Here is a 22,831-nt window from a genome sequence, read left to right on the forward strand (position 1 = left end):
GGCGTGCATAATTCCACGCGTCGGCGGATCGCATTCTGATGATCCTTAGGCGTCCGCGCTTATGGGGCCGGAAACTGGCAACTATGGCGAGCATAGGGCAGGCGTTGAGGACGATTATTCGGGATGGGCCTGGTACCGGCCGGCTGACATTATTAGAGCAACAAGAAATCGAGATATTCCGGTATGCTAATTGCGATTTATACCCCTAATCTTGACGGTGGTGGGGTGTGGTCATTCACACGGGTGTTGGTCACCGCATTGGTTGCCCGTGGCTACGCGGTCGATCTGGTCGTGGCCCGCGTCGAGTCGAGTCAGCTCGCGCTTGTGCCGCACGGGGTCCATACCTTTCCATTGACCAAGTCGTCATCGGCCCAGGGGTTGGTCAGTGCATTGCGTGCCTTCCCGAGAGACGCCGGGTGGCTGGCCCGGGCCTGCCTGGAGGGAAAAGGCGCGACGCGCCAGGTACGCTCGGTAGCCAGCCTGGCCCAGTATCTGCGGCACCGGCAGCCGGACGTGCTGATCGCGAATCTGTGGCAATGTGCCGTGTCGGCTATCCGTGCCCGGGCGCTTGCGAGCACGCATACCGGTATTGTGACCGTCGCGCATTTGGACAACTGGCAATGCCCTTTCCCGAGCGATGCCTCGCGCGCGGCGAAGCGATCAATTACCGCCCGCATGGTGGGACGGATTCATGCGCGTGCAGACGCGCGCGTCGCGGTTTCGACCGCTTTGGCCCGGGCGTTCGAAAAGGCCGTCGACCTGCCAACGCATGCGGTTCAGACCATCCCTAATCCCGTGGTCGATTCGACCCTGCTGGAAAGCATGCGCCGCCCGGTCGACCATCCCTGGTTCCGCGACGCCGACACGCCGGTTATCGTGGCTGTCGGCCGACTGCATCCGCAGAAGGGCTTCGACGTGCTCATCGATGCCTTCGCGTGCGTACGTCAGCGACGAACCGTACGGCTGGCGATTCTTGGCGATGGGGCCGAGCGGTCTCGTCTTGAGGCCCGGGCATCGCAGGCCGGGCTGGCCGACGATATCGCTTTCATGGGGTGGGTGGATCATCCGGCCGCTTTCATGGCGCGTAGCGCAATGCTCGTTTCGGCCTCGCGCTTCGAAGGATTACAGCATGTATTGATCGAAGCGCTGGCCTGCGGTTGCCCGGTGGTGGCCACGGATTGCCCGAGCGGACCGGCGGAGGTGCTCGGCCATGGCCGCTACGGTCGGCTGGTTGCCGTTGATGATATTGCCGGTCTGAGTGCCGCGATCGAAGAAACGCTGGATTCGCCCCCGGACAAGGCCCTGATGGAAAAGCGCGCATCGGATTTTTCGGTGGAGAGATCGGTGGATCAATACGAGACACTGATCTCCGGACTGCGGCCTCGGCACGATCGCCCCGAGCCAGCCGGCGTCGTGGCACCGGGGGCATCGTGAGCTTGTTTCGCAACAATCAGTACGCCGCTGCATCCGGGAAATCAGACTTGCTGCGGCCCGCGCCGGCCCAGTCACTTGGCCAACGTCTTCCAGAGGCTCGGGAGATGGTTGGCGTATTCGGATTGTATCTGCTCGCCTTTTTCCAGATTGCGAACAAGACGGCGGCGCTGGTGGGCCTGTTGTTGATGCTGCTTGCCGCCATCGGCGGCTGGCGGGGGTTTCGGGCGACGCTGGCGCGTAGCGATGTCGCGTGGACCACCCTCGTCTTGAGCTTTTATGTGGTGCTCCGAGCGGTGGTAGGCGCTTGGCAGCAGCCCGCACTGGCCGACGCCAACTACCACAGTTTGACGGACTGGATGCTTTTGCCGTTGTTCCCGCTGGTGGCCCTGTATAGCCGCGGCGACAGCCGACGCATACGACGGGTACTGGCCGTGGCTATGGTGGGTTCGCTGCTGGGTATGGCGCTTCGATCGAATTGGCCGGCCATCGCGCAGGCCTGGTTGGACAGCGGACGAGCGCACTGGGGGCTGCCGATCATTTCGTCCGCGCTTTATCTCGGCACCCTTTTGATCGGTTGGCTGGCCTTTGCCGGGCAGATGATGCGCCCAGGCCGTTACGGGTGGCTGCGAACGATGGCTTGGCTGGCCCTGGCAGCAATCATGGGCGAAATGCTGTTCTTGACACAGTCCCGATCCGTGCTATTGTCGCTAGTTATCATTCTGCCCGGCATGGGGCTGATCAAGCTCTGGCGCACACCGGATCCGGCGCTTCGCCGGCGCGGTATGGTGATGGCCACGACCATCTTGATCGGCGTCGTCACGCTGGCAATGGCCAATCGCGGGCCGATTGTCGCTCGGTTTTACAAGACGAGCGAAACAGTTCAGGCCATATCCACTTTCAAAATCAATAAAGTTCCCGAAACCTCGCTCGGGCAACGTGTCTGGCTCTTCCGGTTCGGCAGCCGGATGTGGCTGAAACACCCGGTGTGGGGGTGGGGCGCCGGTTTCGAGGCGACCACGATGTGGTCGGACGCGCCGCTGTCGCCCGACCCGAGATTCCGCTACTATCCGCACCTACATGACGGCTATCTGGAAACACTGGTCCGATTCGGCGCCATCGGTTTCGGCGTGGCCGCATTGCTGGCGTTTTTCTTGGCGCGCGGCCTCTGGCGGGCTTGGCGACGTGGCGATGTACCCGTTGATATCGGTCTGTTCCTGGTTGCTTCCGGCCTGCTTGCGGCACTAACCAACCTGACGGATTTCCGTCTCACGCATAAGCCTTATGCCTTCTACAGCATCCTGCTCCTGGGATTGATGTACGGCTATACGCTGAAAAGTCTGAAACCGCGGCGCGCGCCGCCGCCCGACCGATCTCACACCGCGACCACCCCGGGTTAGCGCATGACGAGAGGCGGAACGCGTGGGTCGAACGCCCAATGAGCGGCGCCCTACCCGGAAGAAATTCGCCACAATGCGGGCTATCCGATCGCGCAACTGCGGCAGCGCTATGTCTCTGATGACGGGAAACCGATCAAATCGGCTACAGCGGTATTCGTGAAATCCGGACGTGATGGGTGGCACTCGCTACCACGTACCATGTACGGATCGGAAAAACCCCAGGGGCGAATCACTGTCCGGACCAATCGGCTCATATTCCGAAATCGCTGAAGCGAAGGTCCAGGCGACCGCAGCCAGTCGGCGACTGTTTCAGCGAGTGGCGTGCGATGCAGCCGCAGGGCTTGATCCACATGCGCCGTGGCACGATCACGCTCACCGGCGGCAAGACAGATCAGCGCCTGCTGAAGCTGGCGCGCCGGCGGCAACGCACAGATCCGGACCGATTTCGCCGCGCGGCGCGATGCCGAATTCGGCTTCCAGAGGGGCGGCGATGAGCGGTGTCCGCGTGCCCCCACCGACCAGCAGCACATCATCCGGGTCCGAGCTGGTCAATCCTGCATCGCTCAAGGCGATATGCATGGCTTCCATGGGTTTCGGCAACGTAGGGCTCGATCATGGCCTCGTAGTGATTGCGCGCCAATTCCACCGACAAATTGACCGGCCGGCCGTCTTTTTTCAGCAGATACTCTTCCTCGATGGTCACGTACGGCTGGTCGGACAGCGCGATCTTGGCGTTCTCCGCGGCGCGTTGCAGACGGGCCACGGCCTTGTCGCGAGCCGCGGTCATCGAGAAGACAGGGGCGACATAGACTATGTCGCGCCAAGGTTTAGGCTGCGGCCGCTCTGCCGGTTCACCGCCCGCACGTGCGTGGATGTAACGATGCACCTCGTCGGCATCGCAGCCTACGCCGCCTTCAAACGTCTGTTGGTACGCCAGGGGCCAAGCCTACTCACGAGCAAAAATGCAACCAAGAAAATGACGCGTGCATAGACTTTCCGGCTAGTACTTCAAGACTAGCGCCTCGATTTCTCTCGGCATCTTGCAAGATGCGAGGTCTTGCTTCCTTTTTGCGCACAACGCAAGATCTGACCCCGAGCGCCCGGACTATGTCGCGCCAAGGTTTAGGCTGCGGCCGCTCTGCCGGTTCACCGCCCGCACGTGCGTGGATGTAACGATGCACCTCGTCGGCATCGCAGCCTACGCCGCCTTCGCACGTCTGCTGGTACGACAGGGGCCACGCCTACTCACGAGCAAAAATGCAACCAAGAAAATGATGCGTGCATAGACTTTCCGCCTAGTGCTCCAAGACTAGCGCCTCGATTTCTCTCGAAATCTTCAAGATAAAAGGCCTTGCTTCCTTTTGCGCACAATGCAAGACCTGACCTCGGCCTCCCCGCTGATCGCTCGCATCACCCCAGCAGCAGATCGCCTTCGATGGGGATGAACTCGCTCGCGGCGTGAATCAGCGAATTCGCGGTCAGCTGAGGTACGCCGTAGACCTCGACACGCTTGCCATGCACCTCGCGGATTTTCTGGGCCAGCAGATCGAAATCGCCATCGCCTGAGGCCAGCACCACGACGTCCGCCTGCGCCGCAAATTCGATGGCATCGAGCGTTATCCCCACGTCCCAATCGCCTTTGGCGGAGCCATCCGCGCGCTGGATGAACGGCTTGAGCTTCACGGCAAAGCCGATTGTTCGGAGTGTGTTCTGAAACCCACGCTGCTTGGCGTCGCCCCGGTCGGTGGCATAGCAGCGTGCGGTCAGCACCTCACGGTTCGCCGTCACCTTCGCCCAGAATCGGCGGTAGTCGAACTGTTTGCCGTAGGCGTCGCGCACGGTGTAGTAGACGTTCTGCGTGTCGACGAAGATGGCGACGGTGGTCATAAAACGGGATCCCTACGCATGCTCGAGCGTTGGCAGTGTAACCGGATGACAACGAGCTTGATGGCGAGAATTTTCAGCGACGGAACACGCTTCTTTGCGGCAAAACGCTAAACGGGCCCGCCCCTATCATTTCGCATTCGAAGCGTATCCGAGTCGCGGTATCAGCGCTGCGAAAGGGAACCGGCCTGAGGGGGTGGCATTCTCCGAGCCGACCCAGCTGAGCGCACAACACAAGACATGACCCCGACCGCTGTCACGGGGCAGCAGTTGTCAACTGACAACTGCTGCCTACTCCCACTCAATCGTCCCTGGCGGCTTCCCGGTCACGTCGTAGACCACCCGAGAAATGCCGTCCACTTCATTCACGATCCGGGTCGACACACGTCCCAGCAGTTCATACGGCAGTTCGGCCCACTTGGCGGTCATGAAGTCGATGGTTTCGACTGCGCGCAGGGCGATAACGTGTTCGTAGCGGCGGCCGTCGCCGGTGACGCCGACGCTGGAGACTGGCAGGTAGACGGCGAAGGCCTGGCTGACTTTGTCGTACCAGCCCGATTCGCGCAGCTCGTGGATGAAAATAGCGTCGGCGGCGCGGAGTTTGTCGGCGTATTCTTTTTTCACTTCGCCGAGGATGCGCACCCCCAGGCCAGGGCCCGGGAACGGGTGGCGCATTAGCATGTCGCGCGGCAGGCCAAGTGCTAAGCCGATTTCGCGGACTTCATCCTTGAACAGTTCGCGCAGGGGCTCGACCAGGCCGAGCTTCATGTCTTCCGGCAGGCCGCCGACGTTGTGGTGGCTCTTGATGACGTGGGCCTTGCCGGTGGCGGAACCCGCGGATTCGATAACGTCCGGGTAGATGGTGCCCTGGGCGAGCCAATCGATGTTGGTGAGCTCGGCGGCATGGGCGTCGAAGACTTCGATGAAGGTGTTACCGATGATCTTGCGCTTGGCCTCCGGGTCGGCCACGCCTTCGAGCTTGGCGAGGAATTCGTCTTCGGCATCGGCGCGGATGACGTTCAGGCCCTTGTGCTCGGCGAAGGTGGCCATGACTTCGTCGCCTTCATTGAGGCGCAGCAGGCCGTTGTCGACGAATACGCAGATGAGGTTTTCGCCGATCGCCTCGTGGATGAGCGCCGCGGTGACGGAGCTGTCCACTCCGCCGGACAGGCCGAGCAGCACGCGCTGGTCGCCGACCTGTTCGCGAATGCGGGCGACCAGATCGTCGATGATGTGCTCGCTGGTCCAGAGCGCGTCGCAGCCGCAGATATCGTGGACGAAACGCGAAAGGATGCGCTTGCCCTGCAGGGTGTGCGTAACTTCCGGGTGGAACTGGATGCCGTAGTAGCCGCGCTCTTCGTCGGCCATGCCGGCCAGCGGTGCGCCGTCGGTACTGGCAATGATCTTGAAGCCCTCGGGCAGCGCTTTGACGCGGTCGCCATGGCTCATCCAGACGTCCAGCAGGCCGTGGCCTTGCTCGTTGACGTGGTCCTGGATATCGCGGAACAGCTTCGAATGGCCGCGGGCCCGGACCTGGGCGTAGCCGAATTCCTTGTGGCTGGCGGTTTCGACTTCGCCACCGAGCTGGGCGGCCATGGTCTGCATGCCGTAGCAGATGCCGAGCACCGGCACGCCGAGTTCCCAGACCGCGGCTGGGGCGCGTGGGCCGTCGTCCACCGTGACCGATTCCGGGCCGCCGGAGAGGATGATGCCATTGGGCGCGAAATCCTGGACGTAGTGGTTGGCCACGTCCCAGGCGTAGATTTCGCAGTAGACGTTGGCCTCACGCACGCGGCGGGCGATGAGCTGGGTGTACTGGCTGCCGAAGTCGAGAATGAGGATTTTCTCGGCGTGGATATCCTGGGTCATCGTTGTTCCAAGCTCGGTGGTGATTCCTGAAGGCGTTTATCCACAGATTTCACAGATTACGCAGATTTATTGGCGGTTAAACGACTGTGCTGTAGATGCTTTTCGGGCGCTGCCGGGTTGGGCGTTCGTGAACTGGCGGGATCGGGGCGCTTCATTCATTGACGTGTGCTCCAAGCGCGGGAAGTATCTCGATTTACGACCCGCCATACCCGACATCCTGTCTTAAATCTGCGTGCATCTGCGTAGATCTGCGGACAAATTTTAGAGAATCTTTCGATATCTTTGGTGACTCCTGGAAGCGTTTATCCGCAGATTTCACAGATTACGCAGATTTATTGGCGGTTAAACGATTGTGCTGTGGATGCTTTTCGGGCGCTGCCCGGTTGGGCAGCATGTTCTTTCTAAAGCATTGTCCGCAGATCGACGCAGATCACGCAGATGGCGGTTGGGCTTTCGTGGCGTTGTGCGATCGTGGCGCGGCGAGGTTTAACGCTTCGCTCGCTAAATGCCATGGGTCCTTCCCGAGTACCAACCTGGCTGTCTTAGATCTGTGTAATCTGCGGATAAATAAGGAAGCAATCTCCGTACCCATTCGACGCACATCGGTGCGCCTACACGACGTCATCTGATCGAACTGCTTGTCTTCGATCTGCGCGCATCTGCGTAGATCTGCGGAAAAAAACTCTTCTCCAAAACAAGAAAAGCGCAGACCCAACCAGACCTGCGCTTTTCGTATTCACAGCACGCCGGACACGCTCTAGTCGACGCGGTAGTTCGGCGCTTCCTTGGTGATATTCACGTCGTGCACGTGCGATTCTTTCATGCCCGCGGATGTGATCTGCACGAACGTGGGCTTGGTGCGCATTTCGGTGATGTCGTGGCAGCCGGTGTAGCCCATGGCCGCGCGCAGGCCGCCGATGAGTTGGTGGACGATGCCGCCGAGCGGGCCCTTGTAGGGCACCCGGCCCTCGATGCCCTCCGGAACCAGCTTCTGGATTTCCTCGGAAGGGTCCTGGAAGTAGCGGTCGGCGCTGCCCTGGCTGCCACTCATTGCGCCCAGCGAACCCATGCCGCGGTAGGCCTTGAACGAGCGGCCCTGGTAGAGCTCGATCTCGCCCGGCGCTTCCTCGGTGCCGGCGAACATGCCGCCGATCATCACCGCATCCGCGCCCGCGACGAGCGCTTTGGCCACATCGCCGGAAAAGCGGATGCCTCCGTCGGCGATGACAGGGACGCCGGTATCGGCCAGCGCGGCCGTGACGTTGGCGACCGCCGAGATCTGGGGCACGCCGATGCCGGCCACAATGCGCGTGGTGCAGATCGAGCCCGGGCCGATACCGACCTTGACCGCATCCACGCCGGCCTCGACCAGCGCGTTCGCGCCCTCGGCCGTACCGACGTTGCCGCCGATGATCTGCAGTTCGGGGAAGCGCGTCTTGAGCTCGCGGATGGTGGCGAGCACGCCGGAGGAATGGCCGTGCGCGGTATCGACCACGACCACGTCCACACCGGCGTTGACCAGCGCCTGGACGCGCTCGAAGGCATCGGGGCCCGGGCCGACGGCCGCGCCCACGCGCAGGCTGCCGGCGGCGTCCTTGCAGGCATTGGGAAAATCGCTGGATTTCTGGATATCCTTGACGGTGATCATGCCCCGCAGCACGAAGTCGTCGTTGACCACCAGCACTTTTTCGATGCGATGGGCATGGAACAGGCCGAGAATCTCCTCGCGATCGGCGCCCTCGCGCACGGTAACCAGCTTCTCACGCGGCGTCATCACTGAGGTCACAGGGGCGTCGAAGCGCGTCTCGAAGCGCAGATCGCGGCTGGTGACAATGCCCACCGGTGCGCCGTTATCGACCACCGGCACGCCGGAGATGCCCTGCGCACGCGTGAGATCCAGCACTTCGCGGATGGTGGCGTTCGGACCGACGGTGATCGGGTCGGAAATAACGCCGGATTCGTATTTCTTGACCGTCCGCACGTGCTGCGCCTGTTTCTCGCCCGACATCGACTTGTGGATGATGCCGATGCCGCCCTCCTGCGCCAGTGCGATCGCCAGCCCGGCCTCGGTGACGGTGTCCATGGCGGCGGAGACCAGCGGAATATTGAGGGTGATGCCGCGCGTGAGCCGGGTCGACAGATCGACCTGACGCGGCAGCACGTCGGAATAGGCGGGTTGCAGCAGGACGTCGTCGAACGTCAGCGCTTGCTCACTGATTCTCAGGGTCATAGGCTCGCCAGCGGTGAGCGGCATATTTGCGCCGGATGCGCGTTGTGGCCGCCGCAAAGACCGCGGATTATACAAGCTCGCGCCGCAAGGATCACTAAGCGATTGCCACGGCGGGGGCCCACCCGGCCTACCGCCCGCACGTCACGCATACAGACAGGCCAAACCGCAGATGACCGCAGCCGATTCCGGGCCGATCGTATTCACCGTCAGCGAACTCAACCGCGCAGCCCGCGACCTGCTGGAGCAGAGTTTCGGCCTGCTGTGGGTGGAAGGCGAGATTTCCAACCTGGCCCGACCGCGCTCGGGGCATGTGTATTTTTCGCTCAAGGACGGCGAGGCGCAGGTGCGCTGTGCGCTGTTCCGCAACAAGGCGCGGCTGCTGCGCGTGGCGCTCGACAACGGCGTGCAGATTCGCGTTCGGGCGCGCGTCAGCCTGTATGCCGCACGCGGTGACTACCAGTTGATCGTCGAGCATGCAGAGGGTGCCGGCGCTGGCGCGCTGCAGCGCGCCTTCGAAGCGCTGCGTGCGCGACTGGACGCCGAGGGACTGTTCGCGGTCGAGCGCAAGCGCGCCCTGCCCGGCGCCCCCGCGCGCATCGGCGTGATCACCTCGGCCACGGGTGCGGCGATTCGCGACGTGCTGTCGGTAGTGTCGCGGCGTTATCCGCTCGGCGCGCTGCGCATCTATCCGGTGCCGGTTCAGGGCGAGGCCGCGCCGCCCGCGATCGTGACGGCATTGACCCGCGCCGGGCAACGGGCGGATTGCGACGTGATCCTGCTCGTGCGCGGCGGCGGCTCGCTCGAGGATCTGTGGGCGTTCAACGATGAAACCGTCGCCCGCGCGATCGTGGCCTGCCCGATTCCGGTGGTCTCGGGCGTGGGCCACGAGGTGGATGTGACCATCGCCGATCTCGCCGCCGATGTGCGCGCGGCGACGCCCTCGGCGGCAGCCGAGCTGGTGTGCCCCGACATGGCCGCACGCGCGGCGCAATTGCCGCAGGTCAGCGCGCGGCTGAAGCATCGCATCGACGCGCGACTGACCGAGGCGCGCCAGCGCCTGGCCGGTCTGGAGCAGCGACTGGCGCGCCAGCGCCCGCGCCGGCGGCTGGAAACCGCGGCCCAGCGGCTGGACGAGGCCGAACTCCGGCTTGTGCGCATCGCACAGACGCACATGAGCGCCCATCGAAGGCATCTGCAATTAGTCATAGACCGCTTGCATCGGGCCACGCCGGCCCGCCGTCTGGCACAGGCCGAAGACGCGCTCGCCGCCCTGTCGCAACGTCTTGACCGCGCGGGTATTCGTCGGATCGAGACCGCGCAGCGCCGGCTCGGTTCGGCGGTGCGGGCGCTGCATAGCGTGAGTCCCCTACAGACGCTGGAACGTGGTTATGCTATAGCTCGCGACGCGCAGGGCCATGTTCTGCGCGACGCTTCGACCGTGGCCGTAGGCGAAACCGTCGCGATCGATCTGGCACGGGGGCAACTGGATTGCGAGGTTCGTGCCCGCCATGAGCGGGCCGGCCTGAAGGAATACAACAACCGCGATTGAACGGCGGGTGCATCGCACCCGGTCGATACGCTGAAACCAAGGGGTTCCGACATCGTTATGACGAGTACGCCGCACCATGCCTGCCTGCGCCTGACATTCGCCGCGACCGCGCTGATCGGCGCGCTGGCGGCCACCGGCTGCGCGACGGGCCCAAAGCTGGTCACACCGCAGCCGCCGCCAATCCCCAAGCCCGCCGGCGACGTACCGAGCGCCAACAAGGCGGTACTGAAACCGGGCACGCAGCTGGTGGCCGACACCGCCGAAGGCCATATCAAGATCGAGGCCGGCCCCGGCCGGCGCCGTGTATTCGACTGGGACGGCCTGCGACGCGGGGTGATCGCCAAGCCACGCCAAAAACGCTTCGCCGGTGAGTCGGCCAAGGGGCTGTACTTCGATGGCACACCCAAGGTCTGGAAGCCGGCCCATGGCATCTCCAAACTTCGTTATGAAGAAGGCTATCGCAACTTCGATAACATGGACGACGCGATGATCTGGATGCAGATCCGCCGTCTGTACTACACCTACAACAACAACGGCCTGGTGGTCGGCTGGAAGCGCAAGGGCGACACCCTCCAGGTGGAAGTCTGGCAGTTCACGATCGATGGCAAGAAGCCCACCACCATGCCGGAGGCGCAAAGCAGTCGTATCGCCGAGGCTCCGCTCAAGGTCAAGCCGCAGAAGATGTCGCCGCACCTGGTGTTCGCCGACGGCCATACCGAGCCCTATACCACCCGGACGGCGTCGGAATATTCCAACATCCATACCGGCGGTACCGCGGGCGGCACGCATGCGAGCCAGTGCAGCTGGTTCAAGAGCGTGTTTGGCCAATGCGCGAGCGGTTCGGGCGGCAGCGCCAGCAGCAGCGCGGATCACGGCAGCAACACAGCCGTCAAGACGTCCGCGACCACCGCATCGAACAGCACGAGCGCGGCGAAGAATACGACGGCGGGCGCCGGCTCCGCCCGTTCGACGACCGCTCAGCAGGCCGCCTCCGGGGCCGACACGGGCGCCCCGCAGGCCAGTATCGCGGGCAAGGTGGTCAATATTCGCAGCCGTCCGAGCACGCACTCCAAGGTGCTGTTGCAGGCCAAGCACGGCGACCCGGTCGCGATATTGAAAAAGAATCGCGGCTGGCGGTACGTGAAGTTCGACGACGGCCGCAAAGGCTGGGTGGCCAACTTCCTGCTCAAGCATTGACATGCCGGGCGCGCGGCGGCGGCCAGCACATGAATGCCGCCCGCCGCCCGTCCCAGTAGCGTCCGCCGGCTCGACCCGCGCGGGTGCTGCGTCAACGCCACGACGAACACGCCGGGCATCGCGGCTCGCAGGCCACAGCGCTTAGCGGCGTTGCGCGCGCGGCTTGTCGGCGTATGGGTTGTCGCTGTTCTTGAACACGAGTTGTATCGGCGTACCGAACAGGTTGAAGTGTTCCCGGAAGCGGCGCACCAGATAACGCTTGTACTCCGCCGACAGCCGCTGCGTCTGGTTGCCGTGGATCACGATCTTGGGCGGATTGCGCCCGCCCTGATGGGCGAAGCGCAGCTTGATGCGGCGCCCGTGGACGGCCGGCGGCGCGTGTGCCGCCACGGCGTCTTCCAGCGCGCGTGAAACCTGTGGCGTGGACAGTTCGGCGAAGGATGCCCGGTACGAGGCCTGCACTGCATCGAGCAGATCGCGCAGCCCGGAGCCGTGCAAGGCGGAAACGAACAACAAGGGCAGATAGTCGAACACGCCCATGCGCTCAACGACTTTCGCATGCAGTTTCGCGCGCTCATCCTGGGACAGGCCGTCCCATTTGTTGAGCACGATCACGGCCGCCCGGCCACGCTCGATCGCCAGATTAAGCAGGCGGATATCCTGGGTCGACAGCCCGGCCCGCGCATCCAGCATGAGCACCACGACCTGGGCCTGTTCGGCCGCCTGCATGGCCTTGATCACACTCAGCTTCTCGATGCCGTCGTCGACCTTCGAACGACGCCGCACACCCGCCGTGTCGACGATGACATACGGCTTGTCGTCGAAAAAGAATTCGCTGGCCACAGCGTCGCGCGTGGTCCCCGGCGCGTCCTGCGTGAGCATGCGCTCGTCGCCCACCAGGCGGTTGACCAGCGTGGACTTGCCGGCATTCGGCCGGCCCAGCAGCGCGATGCGGATGGCATCGGGGCGGTGGGCGCGCACCGCGGCACGCGGCTCGGGAAGATCGGCGAACACCCGTTCCAGCAGCAGATTGACGCGATCGCCATGCTCGGCCGAGATCGCCCACGGCTCGCCCAGCCCCAGGGCATGGAACTCGGCGTTGGCCGTGACGTTGGCCTGGCCTTCGCTCTTGTTCACGACCACGATGACCCGCTGACCGTTGCGCCGCAGGCGCTCGGCGATCGCCTGATCGCCGGCCATCAGCCCCTGGCGGCAATCCACCACCAGCAGCACCGCATCGGCCTCCGCCAGCGCCGTATCGGTCTGGGCCAGCGCCCGCGTGTCGATATCCTCGTCATCCTGGCCGATGCCGCCGGTATCGACCACGATGAAGCGCCGGCCGGCATGCGTGGCGTAGCCGTACTGCCGATCCCGCGTGACCCCGGGCTGGTCCGCCACCAGGGCATCACGGGATCGCGTCAGCCGATTGAACAGGGTCGATTTGCCGACGTTCGGTCGGCCGACCAGTGCGATGACCGGGAGAACGGCCCCGCTGTCCGCCACGGATCAGCTACCGCTGGAGGCGAAGCGCACTGCGGCGACCTCGCCGCCGGCGCCAAGCACGATCGCCCGGTCTCCGACCACGACCGGCTGCGCGCGGATCGCCTGGTCAAACGGGCGACCGCGACCCTCGACGGACCCGTCGCTCGGCGACAGCCAGTGCAGATAGCCCTCATAGTCGCCGACCAGTACATGCCCATCCACGACGGCCGGTGCCGAGAGCTTGCGGTATTTGAGCGCGTCCTGCTTCCACACCGATTCGCCGTTGGCCTGCGACACGGCCCAGACCACACTGTTCATGTCGGTGGCATAGACGTTGCTGCTGTCGACCGCCAGATTGTTTTCCGAGGCGATCTTGTGCTTCCAGCGAATCTCGCCGTCACGGATGTTCATGGACACCAGCGCGTCGCCCGCGCTGATCGCGTAGACGCTGTTGCCGTCGATCAACGGATTGGCGTCGACGTCGACGATACGGTCGAGTTCCGAGCGACCTTTCGGCAGCGCCACGGTCTGCTCCCAACGCTGTTCGCCGGTGGCCAGATCCAGTGCCTGGACCTTGCCGCTGTCCATGCCCACGTAGACCGTGTTGCCCTGAATGACCGGCGAGGCCGTGCCGCGCATGGTCAGGTTCGGTACGCTGCCCTCGATGGTCCAGAGCCGGTCGCCGGTGGCCATGTCCAGCGCGGCCACATGCCCGTCGACCGTACGCGCGACCACCACATTGGCGGTGCCCGCCGGAGCTGCGATCACTTCGCTCGACAGATCGGCGCTCCAGTCCTTGCTGCCGTCATCGGCGGACAGCGCGATGACCTCGCCGTTGCGGGTGCCGACCAGCAACGTGCCGTCAACCACGGACGGGCCGGAAATGAGGTGTTCATGGGTGTCGACATGCCACACGCGCTGCCCGTTGGCCAGCTTCAGCGCCACGACTTCGCCATCGCTGTTCGCTACATAGACCCGGCCGTTCGCCACCGCCGGCACGAAGCCGGCCTCGTACTTGCCGGCGCCGCTGCCGCCGTTGGCATGCCAGAGCACCTGCATCCGGAACGCCGGGTTCGGCAATTTGGGGAGCGGTTTGGGCTGGTCGATGGTGGCACCGCCGCCACAGGCGGTCAGGCCGACCGTAACCGCGATCAACAGCGGCGTCAGGCAGGCGAGCTTGCGTCGATAATTGTTCATGAGTCGGACTTCTTCGAATCGGTCGGCGTATCACCGGCGGCCGACGCCGGTGCATTCTGATGGAGTTTCTGCTCGAGCATGTGCCGTGACGCGTCGGACGGCAGCTTGGCCAGCGCCTTCTTGTAGGCCGCATATGCCGCCTTGCGATCGCCCTGCGCGGCATGAATATCCCCAGCCAGCTCGGCATAGAGCGAATCAAACGATGCCGGATGATCCTGTTTCAACAACTTGAGCGCCGCATCGGGCTTGTTCTCGGCCCAGAGCACGCGCGCCTTGCGCACCGTTGCGATCTGGCGGATGCCCTGGCCCTTGGCATTGTTCATCGCCCAGTCGAGTTGGGCGGCGGCCTTGTCGAGCTTGTTCTGGTGGACCTGGTAGGCGGCCATGGCCAGGGCCGCGGCGCCGGCATAGGGCGTGCCGCTGTAATCGTTCTCAAGCGTCGAGACGAGGTTGTCGACGCCAGCGGTGACATTGTCGGTGCTGATGCCGTGCTGAACCTGGGCGTACATGTCGGCCGCCTGGGCATCCTGACGATTGCTGTACCAGCCCCAGGCGTACCAGCCACCGATCGCGAGCAGCCCGATGAGCACACCGACGATCGCCGCGGTCCCGTTCCGGGACCACCAGCGCGTCAGGCTCGCCAGCTCTTCGTTGTTGTCGTAGTCCGCCATTCCCGTCCTTTGTCGTGTCGTTCCGTCGACTGTTCCGTCAGCCGCGCGCATCGGCCAGCAACGCGGCAATACGTGCCGGCGCCTCGGCGAGTCCCACTGTTTCCTGTTCCCGGTCGTCGGTCAGCGGTTTGATCTGGAGTGTATCGTTGGCGGCCTCGTCGTCACCGAACACCAGCGCCAGGCGGGCCCCGCTCTTGTCCGCCTTCTTGAACTGCGACTTGAAGCTGCCGCCTCCTGCATGCACGCGCAGTCGCAGCCCGGGCAACGCATCGCGCAGACGTTCGGCCAACGCCGGCACCCGCGCGCTGGCCGCGTCGCCGGTGTGGACCAGATAGGCCTGCGGCGCCACATCGTCGAGCGCAACGCCCTGCGCCTCCATCAACGCGACCACGCGTTCCACGCCCATGGCAAAACCGGTCGCCGGCGTATCGGAGCCGCCGAGCTGGGCTACCAGACCATCGAAACGACCGCCCGAGCACACGGCGTTCTGGGCGCCGAGATCATCGGTGATCCACTCGAACACGGTGCGCGTGTAGTAATCCAGGCCGCGGACCAGACGCGGATTGATGCTGTAGTCGATGCCGAGCGCGGCGATGCCGTCGCACAGCCCCTGGAAATGCGCGGCCGATTCCGGGCCGAGATAATCGGTAAACGCCGGTGCGGCCGCGATGAGCGCGGCCATCTCCGGGTTCTTGCTGTCGAGGATACGCAGCGGGTTTCGGTCCAGGCGGCGTTTGCTGTCGGCGTCGAGCGTTTCATGATGGGCACTGAAATACGCATGCAGCGCGTCGCGATACGCCGCCCGCTCGGCCGGGGTGCCAAGCGTATTGATTTCGAGCCGCAGGCCGGCGATGCCAAGACGGCTGAACAGCCGCGACGACATCGCGATCTGCTCGATATCCACGTCCGGCCCGGCCTGGCCGAAGGCCTCCACACCGAACTGATGGAACTGGCGCTGGCGCCCCTTCTGCGGCCGCTCGTAGCGAAACATCGGCCCGACGTACCACAGGCGCTGCGTGGCATTATGCAGCAGACCGTGCTGGATCCCGGCGCGCACCGCGCCCGCCGTGCCCTCCGGGCGCAGCGACATCGATTCACCACCGCGGTCGTCGAAGGTATAAAGCTCCTTCTCGACGATGTCGGTCACTTCACCAACACCCCGTTCGAACAGAGCGGTCCGTTCCATGATCGGCAACCGGATCTGTTCGTAGCCATAGGCCGCGAACACCTCGCCCGCCGTGCGTTCCAGCGTGTGCCACAACGCGTTTTCCGCGGGCAGGACATCCTGCATGCCGCGGATCGATTGAATACGCTGACTCATCGAACCCTTCTATCGTGACTGTGCAGCTCGGGCGCCTGTGTCCCATAGCGCCAACTCATCGCCCTGTTCCGGCGCTTTTTGTCGCCATGGGGCGTCGCGGCCATTGGCCGTATTGGCGGATACGCCCGATCAACACGCCTCGCCCGGCGCGAAAAAATCGCTCGCAATCCATCGCGTGAATCGACGTTACAGCACACTAGCCGTTGCCGTTAGCGTTGTCCGGCGCATTGACCGTCAGGTGCGCGATACCGCCCCCGCTGGTATGCCCGGCGACGTCCACCGGCTTACCGCCAATGGTCACTTTCACACCCGGCGCATAGCCGAGCGTAATCTTGTACGGCGGCGTGCCGTTGAATTCCTTGGTATCACCGGACTGGAAGATGCCCGATGCCATGCGGTCACCGTTGGCATCGGTCACGCGCACCCACGATCGCTTGTTGAACTTGAGCACGAGACGGTTGGGCGGCACGGCCGGTGGCGCGTTCTGCTGCGATGGCTCGGCGCCCGACGCGGCCGCATTATGACCCGCCGGGCTCGGCTTGGTGAGGCCAAGCGACTGATTGACGTTGCGCCCGCCCGGCTGCTTGCCGGTAAGCGGCGAACCGCTGTTGCCGCCAACCACGCTGGGCGTGACGGTGTTGGCGGCGCCTGTCGCGACGGCGCCTTGACTGTTCGTGCCGCTGCCGCCTTTACTGGCGTTACTGCTGCCACCACCACTGCTATTGCTGCTGGTGCCCGCGCTGCTGGTCGTGGTATCGCTGCTGGACGCGCCACTGCCGCCATTGCTGTTCGATGAACTGGATGAATTGAACTCGAAGGATTTCGTGTTTTGATCGGGCTGGCTGGGCTGAACCGCATTGCCACTGCTGCTGTTACCGGTGATCGCGCCCGGCACGCCAGTGGACGGCAGCACGAACGCGATCGCCGCGACCACGGCCGCAACGATGAGCACAAGAATCAACAGACCGCGAAAACGGAAGCCGCCACCCGGCGTGACATCCTGCGGAATGATGCCGGCGCCAACGGAACGATCATCGATCCGCGGCTTCGGCGCTTCCTCGCCCACCAGCGCCGTATAGGCGGCCATCAGTCGATCGACGTTCAGGTCGAGCACCTTGGCGCACTGGCGATAGTAGCCGCGCGCGAACACCGGTTGCGACAACGCCTGGAAATCGTTCTCCTCGAGCGCATCGATCGTGTGGCGGCTGAGCCGGGTCTGCGCACAGAGATCCTCGACAGTGTAATCGTGTGCGAGACGTCCCTCACGCAGGATTTCGCCTGGTGTGAGGCCCTCGGACTTGTTGCGCGTAAGGCCCGGTGACGCCGCTTCGCCCTCCGCGCGCGGGGGCAGCCCCGGCTCTTTCGGCTCATCGGATTGATCGTCGTGCGTTGCGTTCATTGACGCGATGACTCCAGTTGGCTCAGCGATCGGCTTGCCGTCGGCTTTTTCGCATTGTGGCGCTTGAGATAGGCCGCCGCAGCGGACCGGTCGTGCAACGCCAGTTCGATACGCGCGGCCAGCAACAGCTGGGCGGCATCAAGCTTGGTCGCAGCGTCGGCGCGTTCGATGAACGCGCGCGCGCTCAGGTAATTCTGCGCATGGTATTCGATTGAGGCCAGATGCGTCAGGGCTTTGGCCTGTTTCGGATCGGCCTTGAGTGCGCGACGGAAATATTGGGCCGCCTGTTTCGTGCGCTTCGCCCGGTACAGGCACAGGCCAGCGTTGGCCAGGCTGTCGGCACGATCGCCCGAATTCCCGGCCTTCAGTGCGCGCTTGAAATTAGCCAGCCCCTGATCGGTCTTGCCTTGCTCGCAGAGAAAGGCAGCGTAGCTGTTGTAAACCTCGGCCGCCGGCCGTATCGACAGCGTCTTCTTGAAATACCGCTTCGCCTGAGCCGGCTCGTCGAGTCGCTCGCTGACGACTGCCATGCCCCAATTGGCGGTGAAGTTATCAGAGTCGTAATGCAACGCCTTTTGAAAGGCCTGCCGGGCGCGGTCGTTCTGTCCCTTGTGCAGATAATCGGCGCCCACGTTGGCATTCGCCGCGGCCGCGTCCTGGCGATTGACACCGCCGTCGGTCGCACAACCGGCGGCCGACAGCAACGCTATCAGCACAACCGGAGCGACCAGCGCAACCAGACGTCGGCTCATACGCGCGGAGCCGGTCGGGATTCGACGCGAATCGGCACATCGCGGAAATGCCGTTTCTGCTTGCTGCGCACGCGGCCGACGAGCTGTCCGCAGGCGGCGTCGATGTCGTCGCCGCGTGTTCGCCGCACGGTGGTGCGCAGCCCCCGCGCGTGCAACGCATCCTGGAAGGCGCGAATGCTCGTCTCGGGCGGGCGCTCGTAGCCCGAACCGTCGAATGGATTAAAGGGGATAAGGTTGACCTTGGCCTGCCGGTCGCCGAGCAGCCTGACCAGATTGCGAGCATGTTCGGGCTGGTCGTTGACACCGGCCAGCAGCACGTATTCATAGACCACGTGGGCCCGGCGCTCCTTACCCTCGACGTAGCGATCGCAGGCCGCCATCAGCTCGTCGAGTGGATACTTGCGGTTGATCGGCACCAGTTCGTCGCGCAGCGCGTCGGTCGGCGCATGCAACGATACCGCCAGGGCCACGTCCACTTCGGCACGCAGCCGGTCCATGAACGGCACCATTCCGGAGGTCGACACCGTCACCCGCCGCTTGGACAGGCCGAAGCCGTAATCGTCGAGCAGGATACGGATTGCCGGCACCACCGCGCGGTAGTTGGCCAGCGGCTCGCCCATGCCCATGAACACGATGTTCGACAGCGCGCGTTCGCCGTGCACCTTACCCTGGGCGCGCAGGTCATGTTCGGCCATCCAGACCTGACCGACGATTTCGGCCGTGGTCAGATTCCGGTTCAATCCCTGCTTGCCGGTGGCGCAGAAGGAACAGTCCAGTGCGCAGCCGATCTGCGACGAAATGCACAGCGTGGCGCGATCCGCCTCGGGAATATAGACCGCCTCGATGGCGTTGTCCGGATCCATGTCCTCGGTGACCGCGAGCAGCCATTTGCGCGTACCGTCGCGGCTGGCCTGTTCGCGAATACGGGCCGGCGGCCGGATCTCGGCGATCTCGGGCAGGCGCTCCCGCAGTTTCTTGGACAGGTCGGTCATCGCCGCAAAATCGGTCACGCCGCGGGCATAGATCCACTGCATGACCTGCTTCGCCCGGAAGGCCGATTCGCCGTGCCGCTTGAAAAACGCCGACATGGCCTCCCGGTCGAGGCCAAACAGATTGACACGCGTACCGCTGGCGGTCGCGCTGGTTCGAATCGGGGTCAGGTTGTCGCTGTCGGCATTCGTCATGGCGAATCGGTCCGGATGGGCTTCGGTTCGGCGTCTGCGCCTAGCGCGGGCAGAGGCCGCCCTGGCCAAAGAAGAAATCGATCTCGGTCGCGGCGGTGTCCTGGCCGTCCGAGCCGTGTACGGCGTTGGCGTCGATGGACTCGGCGAAATCGCCGCGGATGGTGCCGGCTTCAGCTTCCTTCGGGTTGGTCGCGCCCATCAGGTCGCGGTTCTTGGCGATGGCGTTCTCGCCTTCCAGAACCTGGACCATGACCGGGCCGGAGATCATGAACTCGACCAGCGCGTTGAAAAACGGGCGCTCGGAATGCACGGCGTAGAACTGCTCGGCGTCTTCACGCGACAACTGCATCATGCGGGCGCCGATGATCTTGAGATCGGCATTCTCGAAACGGCGATAGATCTCACCGATCACGTTCTTGGCGACTGCGTCGGGTTTGATGATCGACAGGGTGCGCTCGACGGCCATGGATTCTCCTACTGAAACAATACGATGGATGATATCCGCCGCACGCATGCGGCATGCGCGCACGGATAACCCCGCATTATATCGCGGACAAGCGTGCCCTGTCAGGGTATCGAACGAATCGAATCGATGGCGAACGCCGGACCGCGCAAACGCCCAGCGCCCGCCCGGCCACTACACCATGAACGACTCGCCGCAGCCACAGGCGTTCTTGGCCCGCGGATTGTCGAACCGGAACATGCGGTTCAAGCCTTCAGAGCGGAAATCGACGATCGTGCCCGCCAGCACCTGCATGTGCTTGCGGGCCACCACCACGCGCGCCCCATGGTCCTCGAAAACGTCGTCGTCCTCGCCGATCTCGTCGGCGTAGTCCATGGTGTACATGTAACCGCTGCAGCCGGACTTGCGGACACCCAGGCGCAGACCCAGACCATGTCCGCGTTTTTCAAGCTGATACCGGATCCGCGCCGCGGCGGCTTCGGTCAGCACCAGACCTTCGGTTTGCAGTGTTGTTTCGCTCATAACGCTATCGTCCCAGATTGATCATCGCGTTGGCCAACGCGTCGATCGCCACCAACCCAGCGTATCGCTGTGTCGGGGTCAGAGCCAACGCCTTCTCGACATCGGCCAATGTAAGAATACGCGCAAATTCAGTCGTCTGGCCAGTCACCCGTTCACAGACCCAGTCGGCACAGGCCACGACCACCGGCGGGCCGAACGCCGCGAACGCCGCGCGCAGCCGGGCGGCGTCGTCGCGCGCCAGGAACACGCGGCAACGCGCGTCCTCCCCGGGCGTTTCCGCGGCGCCGCTGGCCGGCCAGTCCGCGGCTGTTGCCGGCGCGACGGCCCGGAGCGGGCACAGAAAACGTGCCATGATCGTTTCGTCGGCCAGCATGCAATTCAGACCGCCGCGGCCAGCGCACGCAGCCGCGTCACTTCGTCGGTGAACCGCTGCCCCGCCGCCGCAATCGCCGCATCATCCACCCCGGGGCCCAGGGAAAACCGAATGGTCGCGGCCGCTTCGCGCGGCGAGCGACCCATGGCACGGACCACATGCGACGATTCGCCCTTGGCCGCGCTGCAGGCCGCGCCGGCCGATACCGCAAGCTCGGGCTCACCTTCGTTGAGCCCGGCCACCAGCGCCGCGCCGTGCACGCCGCTCACGCTCACGCTCAGAAACGGCGCCGCGGTGTGTTCCGGGCGCCCATTGCGATGCAGGCCGCCGACGGGCGCGATGGCGTCCCACAATGCGTCGCGCAGGCGCGCCCATGCCGGCTGTGCCGCCACGCCATGCCGTGCCGCGTGTGCCGCCGCCGCGCCAAAGCCGGCAATCTGGTGTGTGGACAATGTGCCGGCGCGCAGGCCGCGCTGCTGCCCGCCCCCGATGATCTGAGGGGCGAGCCCGATGCGCGGCATGCGTCGGCGGATATACAGCGCGCCGATGCCCTTCGGGCCGCCGATCTTGTGCGCCGACAACGACATCAGCGCGATCGGCGTCCGCCTCACGTCGATCGCGAGTCGCGCCAGGCTTTGCGCCGCGTCCACATGCAGAGCGACACCAGCCGCCGCGCATTGCTCGGCGATCGCCGGAATATCGTGGATCACGCCGGTTTCGTTGTTGACGTGCATGATCGAAACCAGATCCGGGCCCTGCGCCAGGGCGGCCGCCAGCTCGTCCGGGTCGATCGCGCCGCCCTCGTCGACCGGCAGCCAGTCGACTGTCACCCCTTTTTTCGCAAGCACGGCAAGCGTGTCGCGAGTGGCCGGGTGTTCGGTCACCACGGAAACGATGCGCGCACCGTGGCCCACGAACTCGGCCACGCCGCGTAGCGCCAGATTCGATGATTCAGTCGCACCGGAGGTCCACACGATCTCGCGCGGTTCGGCGCCGATCAGCGCGGCCAGTGTCTCGCCGGCGGCGTCCACCCGCGCCCGGGCGCGACGCCCGGGCGGGTGCGGCGACGACGGATTGCCGGCGGCGTCCACCAGCGCCTCGTGCATGACCTCGGCCACGCCCGGCGCCAGCGGCGCAGTGGCCGCATGGTCGAGATAGATCGAGGCGCGCATATCAGACGTGATCGGTTTCCGGCTGCTTTTCGTCGAGGCGCGCGCCGAGCTGCCGGGTCAGTTGTTCCAGCTCGTCCTGCCGCCGCTCCAGCGCATCGATATGGTCGAGCATGGCGTCGATGCCGCGCGCGACCGGATCGGGCATGTCCTGGGTCACGCCATACATCGAGAAACCGATCCGATCGGCGGTTTCCTTGCGCCGGTCCTCGGGGGTGCCGTCCTTGCACTTGACCAGCTTGGCCGGCACGCCTACGGCGGTACAGCCGGGCGGGACTTCCTTGACCACGACAGCGTTCGACCCGATACGTGCGCCCTGGCCCACCGTGAACGGCCCGAGCACCTTGGCGCCGGCACCGACGACCACATCGTTCTCCAGCGTCGGATGACGCTTGCCCGGGCTCCAGCTGGTGCCGCCCAGGGTCACGCCCTGATAGATCGTGCAATCGTCGCCGATGATGGTGGTCTCGCCGATCGTGACACCGAAACCATGGTCGATGAAAAACCGACGCCCGATCACGGCACCGGGATGAATCTCGATGCCCGTGACCCAGCGCGACAGATGCGAAATGAATCGCGCGATCCATTTCATGCCATGGTTCCAGCACCAGTGGGCAACCCGGTGCCACCAGATCGCATGCAGCCCGGGATAGGTAAAGATGACTTCCCATACGCTACGGGCCGCCGGGTCGCGCTCGAATACCGTGTCCAGATCTTCCTTAAAGCGAGCAAACATCG

General features: G+C 64.5%; 21 protein-coding genes. 4 read left to right on the forward strand and 17 right to left on the reverse strand.

The annotated features are described in order from the left end of the window. Positions 1 to 225 precede the first annotated feature (225 nt). Positions 226 to 1,434: a glycosyltransferase gene (locus tag SALB1_RS17370; RefSeq protein ID WP_158590809.1), complete on the forward strand. Its 1,209-nt coding sequence runs from the start codon at positions 226 to 228 to the stop codon at positions 1,432 to 1,434. Next, the gene (locus SALB1_RS17375; protein WP_145961372.1) at positions 1,431 to 2,831 is read left to right on the forward strand and encodes an O-antigen ligase; all 1,401 of its coding nucleotides are present in this window, start codon (positions 1,431 to 1,433) and stop codon (positions 2,829 to 2,831) included. Before SALB1_RS17370 ends, SALB1_RS17375 begins: the two co-directional genes overlap by 4 nt. A 372-nt stretch (positions 2,832 to 3,203) precedes the next feature. On the opposite strand, the gene SALB1_RS19285 is transcribed toward SALB1_RS17375, so the two are convergent. The 5 genes from SALB1_RS19285 to guaB form a co-directional block, all read right to left on the reverse strand. Beyond that, positions 3,204 to 3,419 carry an Hsp70 family protein gene (locus SALB1_RS19285; protein WP_199678850.1) on the reverse strand — a complete coding sequence of 72 codons (216 nt, stop codon included), beginning with the start codon at positions 3,417 to 3,419 and terminating at the stop codon, positions 3,204 to 3,206. Beyond that, positions 3,361 to 3,717 carry an Hsp70 family protein gene (locus SALB1_RS19290; protein WP_199678851.1) on the reverse strand — a complete coding sequence of 119 codons (357 nt, stop codon included), beginning with the start codon at positions 3,715 to 3,717 and terminating at the stop codon, positions 3,361 to 3,363. Before SALB1_RS19290 ends, SALB1_RS19285 begins: the two co-directional genes overlap by 59 nt. 524 nt (positions 3,718 to 4,241) lie before the next feature. After that, positions 4,242 to 4,718, reverse strand: coding sequence for an NYN domain-containing protein (locus SALB1_RS17385; RefSeq protein WP_109994995.1), 477 nt, complete (start codon positions 4,716 to 4,718; stop codon positions 4,242 to 4,244). 288 nt (positions 4,719 to 5,006) lie between these two features. Further along, positions 5,007 to 6,584, reverse strand: coding sequence for a glutamine-hydrolyzing GMP synthase (gene guaA / locus SALB1_RS17390; protein ID WP_109994996.1), 1,578 nt, complete (start codon positions 6,582 to 6,584; stop codon positions 5,007 to 5,009). A 757-nt stretch (positions 6,585 to 7,341) separates the two neighbouring features. Continuing rightward, positions 7,342 to 8,808: an IMP dehydrogenase gene (gene guaB / locus SALB1_RS17395; protein ID WP_109995518.1), complete on the reverse strand. Its 1,467-nt coding sequence runs from the start codon at positions 8,806 to 8,808 to the stop codon at positions 7,342 to 7,344. Positions 8,809 to 8,983: 175 nt separating this feature from the next. Here guaB and xseA point away from each other — a divergent pair, with 175 nt between their 5' ends. Further along, entirely contained in the window at positions 8,984 to 10,363 is a 1,380-nt protein-coding gene (gene xseA / locus SALB1_RS17400; RefSeq protein WP_109994997.1) for an exodeoxyribonuclease VII large subunit, read from the forward strand. A 57-nt stretch (positions 10,364 to 10,420) separates the two neighbouring features. Beyond that, positions 10,421 to 11,560: an SH3 domain-containing protein gene (locus SALB1_RS17405; protein ID WP_109994998.1), complete on the forward strand. Its 1,140-nt coding sequence runs from the start codon at positions 10,421 to 10,423 to the stop codon at positions 11,558 to 11,560. A 141-nt stretch (positions 11,561 to 11,701) separates the two neighbouring features. On the opposite strand, the gene der is transcribed toward SALB1_RS17405, so the two are convergent. The 12 genes from der to cysE form a co-directional block, all read right to left on the reverse strand. After that, positions 11,702 to 13,063, reverse strand: coding sequence for a ribosome biogenesis GTPase Der (gene der / locus SALB1_RS17410; RefSeq protein ID WP_109994999.1), 1,362 nt, complete (start codon positions 13,061 to 13,063; stop codon positions 11,702 to 11,704). Between the two features lie 3 nt (positions 13,064 to 13,066). Continuing rightward, positions 13,067 to 14,239: an outer membrane protein assembly factor BamB gene (bamB, locus tag SALB1_RS17415; protein ID WP_109995000.1), complete on the reverse strand. Its 1,173-nt coding sequence runs from the start codon at positions 14,237 to 14,239 to the stop codon at positions 13,067 to 13,069. Continuing rightward, positions 14,236 to 14,910, reverse strand: a complete 675-nt coding sequence (locus SALB1_RS17420) for a tetratricopeptide repeat protein (protein WP_158590810.1) — start codon at positions 14,908 to 14,910, stop codon at positions 14,236 to 14,238. The genes bamB and SALB1_RS17420 overlap by 4 nt, the downstream gene beginning before the upstream one ends. Positions 14,911 to 14,947: 37 nt before the next feature. Beyond that, a complete protein-coding gene (gene hisS / locus SALB1_RS17425; protein WP_109995002.1) occupies positions 14,948 to 16,231 on the reverse strand; it encodes a histidine--tRNA ligase in 1,284 nt (427 codons plus the stop codon). A gap of 196 nt (positions 16,232 to 16,427) precedes the next feature. Then, positions 16,428 to 17,630: a RodZ domain-containing protein gene (locus tag SALB1_RS17430; protein ID WP_109995003.1), complete on the reverse strand. Its 1,203-nt coding sequence runs from the start codon at positions 17,628 to 17,630 to the stop codon at positions 16,428 to 16,430. Then, positions 17,627 to 18,382 (reverse strand): type IV pilus biogenesis/stability protein PilW, encoded by a 756-nt coding sequence (pilW, locus tag SALB1_RS17435; RefSeq protein ID WP_109995004.1) that lies wholly within the window; start codon positions 18,380 to 18,382, stop codon positions 17,627 to 17,629. The genes SALB1_RS17430 and pilW overlap by 4 nt, the downstream gene beginning before the upstream one ends. Continuing rightward, positions 18,379 to 19,566, reverse strand: coding sequence for a 23S rRNA (adenine(2503)-C(2))-methyltransferase RlmN (gene rlmN / locus SALB1_RS17440; RefSeq protein WP_109995005.1), 1,188 nt, complete (start codon positions 19,564 to 19,566; stop codon positions 18,379 to 18,381). Before rlmN ends, pilW begins: the two co-directional genes overlap by 4 nt. Before the next feature lie 40 nt (positions 19,567 to 19,606). Further along, positions 19,607 to 20,032: a nucleoside-diphosphate kinase gene (gene ndk, locus SALB1_RS17445; protein ID WP_109995006.1), complete on the reverse strand. Its 426-nt coding sequence runs from the start codon at positions 20,030 to 20,032 to the stop codon at positions 19,607 to 19,609. A 171-nt stretch (positions 20,033 to 20,203) separates the two neighbouring features. Next, complete coding sequence (locus tag SALB1_RS17450; protein WP_109995007.1) at positions 20,204 to 20,551, reverse strand: iron-sulfur cluster assembly accessory protein; 348 nt, start codon at positions 20,549 to 20,551, stop codon at positions 20,204 to 20,206. Between the two features lie 4 nt (positions 20,552 to 20,555). Then, complete coding sequence (locus tag SALB1_RS17455; RefSeq protein ID WP_158590811.1) at positions 20,556 to 20,903, reverse strand: iron-sulfur cluster assembly scaffold protein; 348 nt, start codon at positions 20,901 to 20,903, stop codon at positions 20,556 to 20,558. 26 nt (positions 20,904 to 20,929) lie between these two features. Then, positions 20,930 to 22,096, reverse strand: a complete 1,167-nt coding sequence (locus SALB1_RS17460) for a cysteine desulfurase family protein (RefSeq protein ID WP_109995009.1) — start codon at positions 22,094 to 22,096, stop codon at positions 20,930 to 20,932. 1 nt (position 22,097) lies between these two features. Beyond that, positions 22,098 to 22,829 (reverse strand): serine O-acetyltransferase, encoded by a 732-nt coding sequence (gene cysE, locus SALB1_RS17465; RefSeq protein WP_109995010.1) that lies wholly within the window; start codon positions 22,827 to 22,829, stop codon positions 22,098 to 22,100. Between the last annotated feature and the right edge of the window lie 2 nt (positions 22,830 to 22,831).

This window comes from Salinisphaera sp. LB1 (assembly GCF_003177035.1).
In the GTDB taxonomy this organism is placed as follows: domain Bacteria; phylum Pseudomonadota; class Gammaproteobacteria; order Nevskiales; family Salinisphaeraceae; genus Salinisphaera.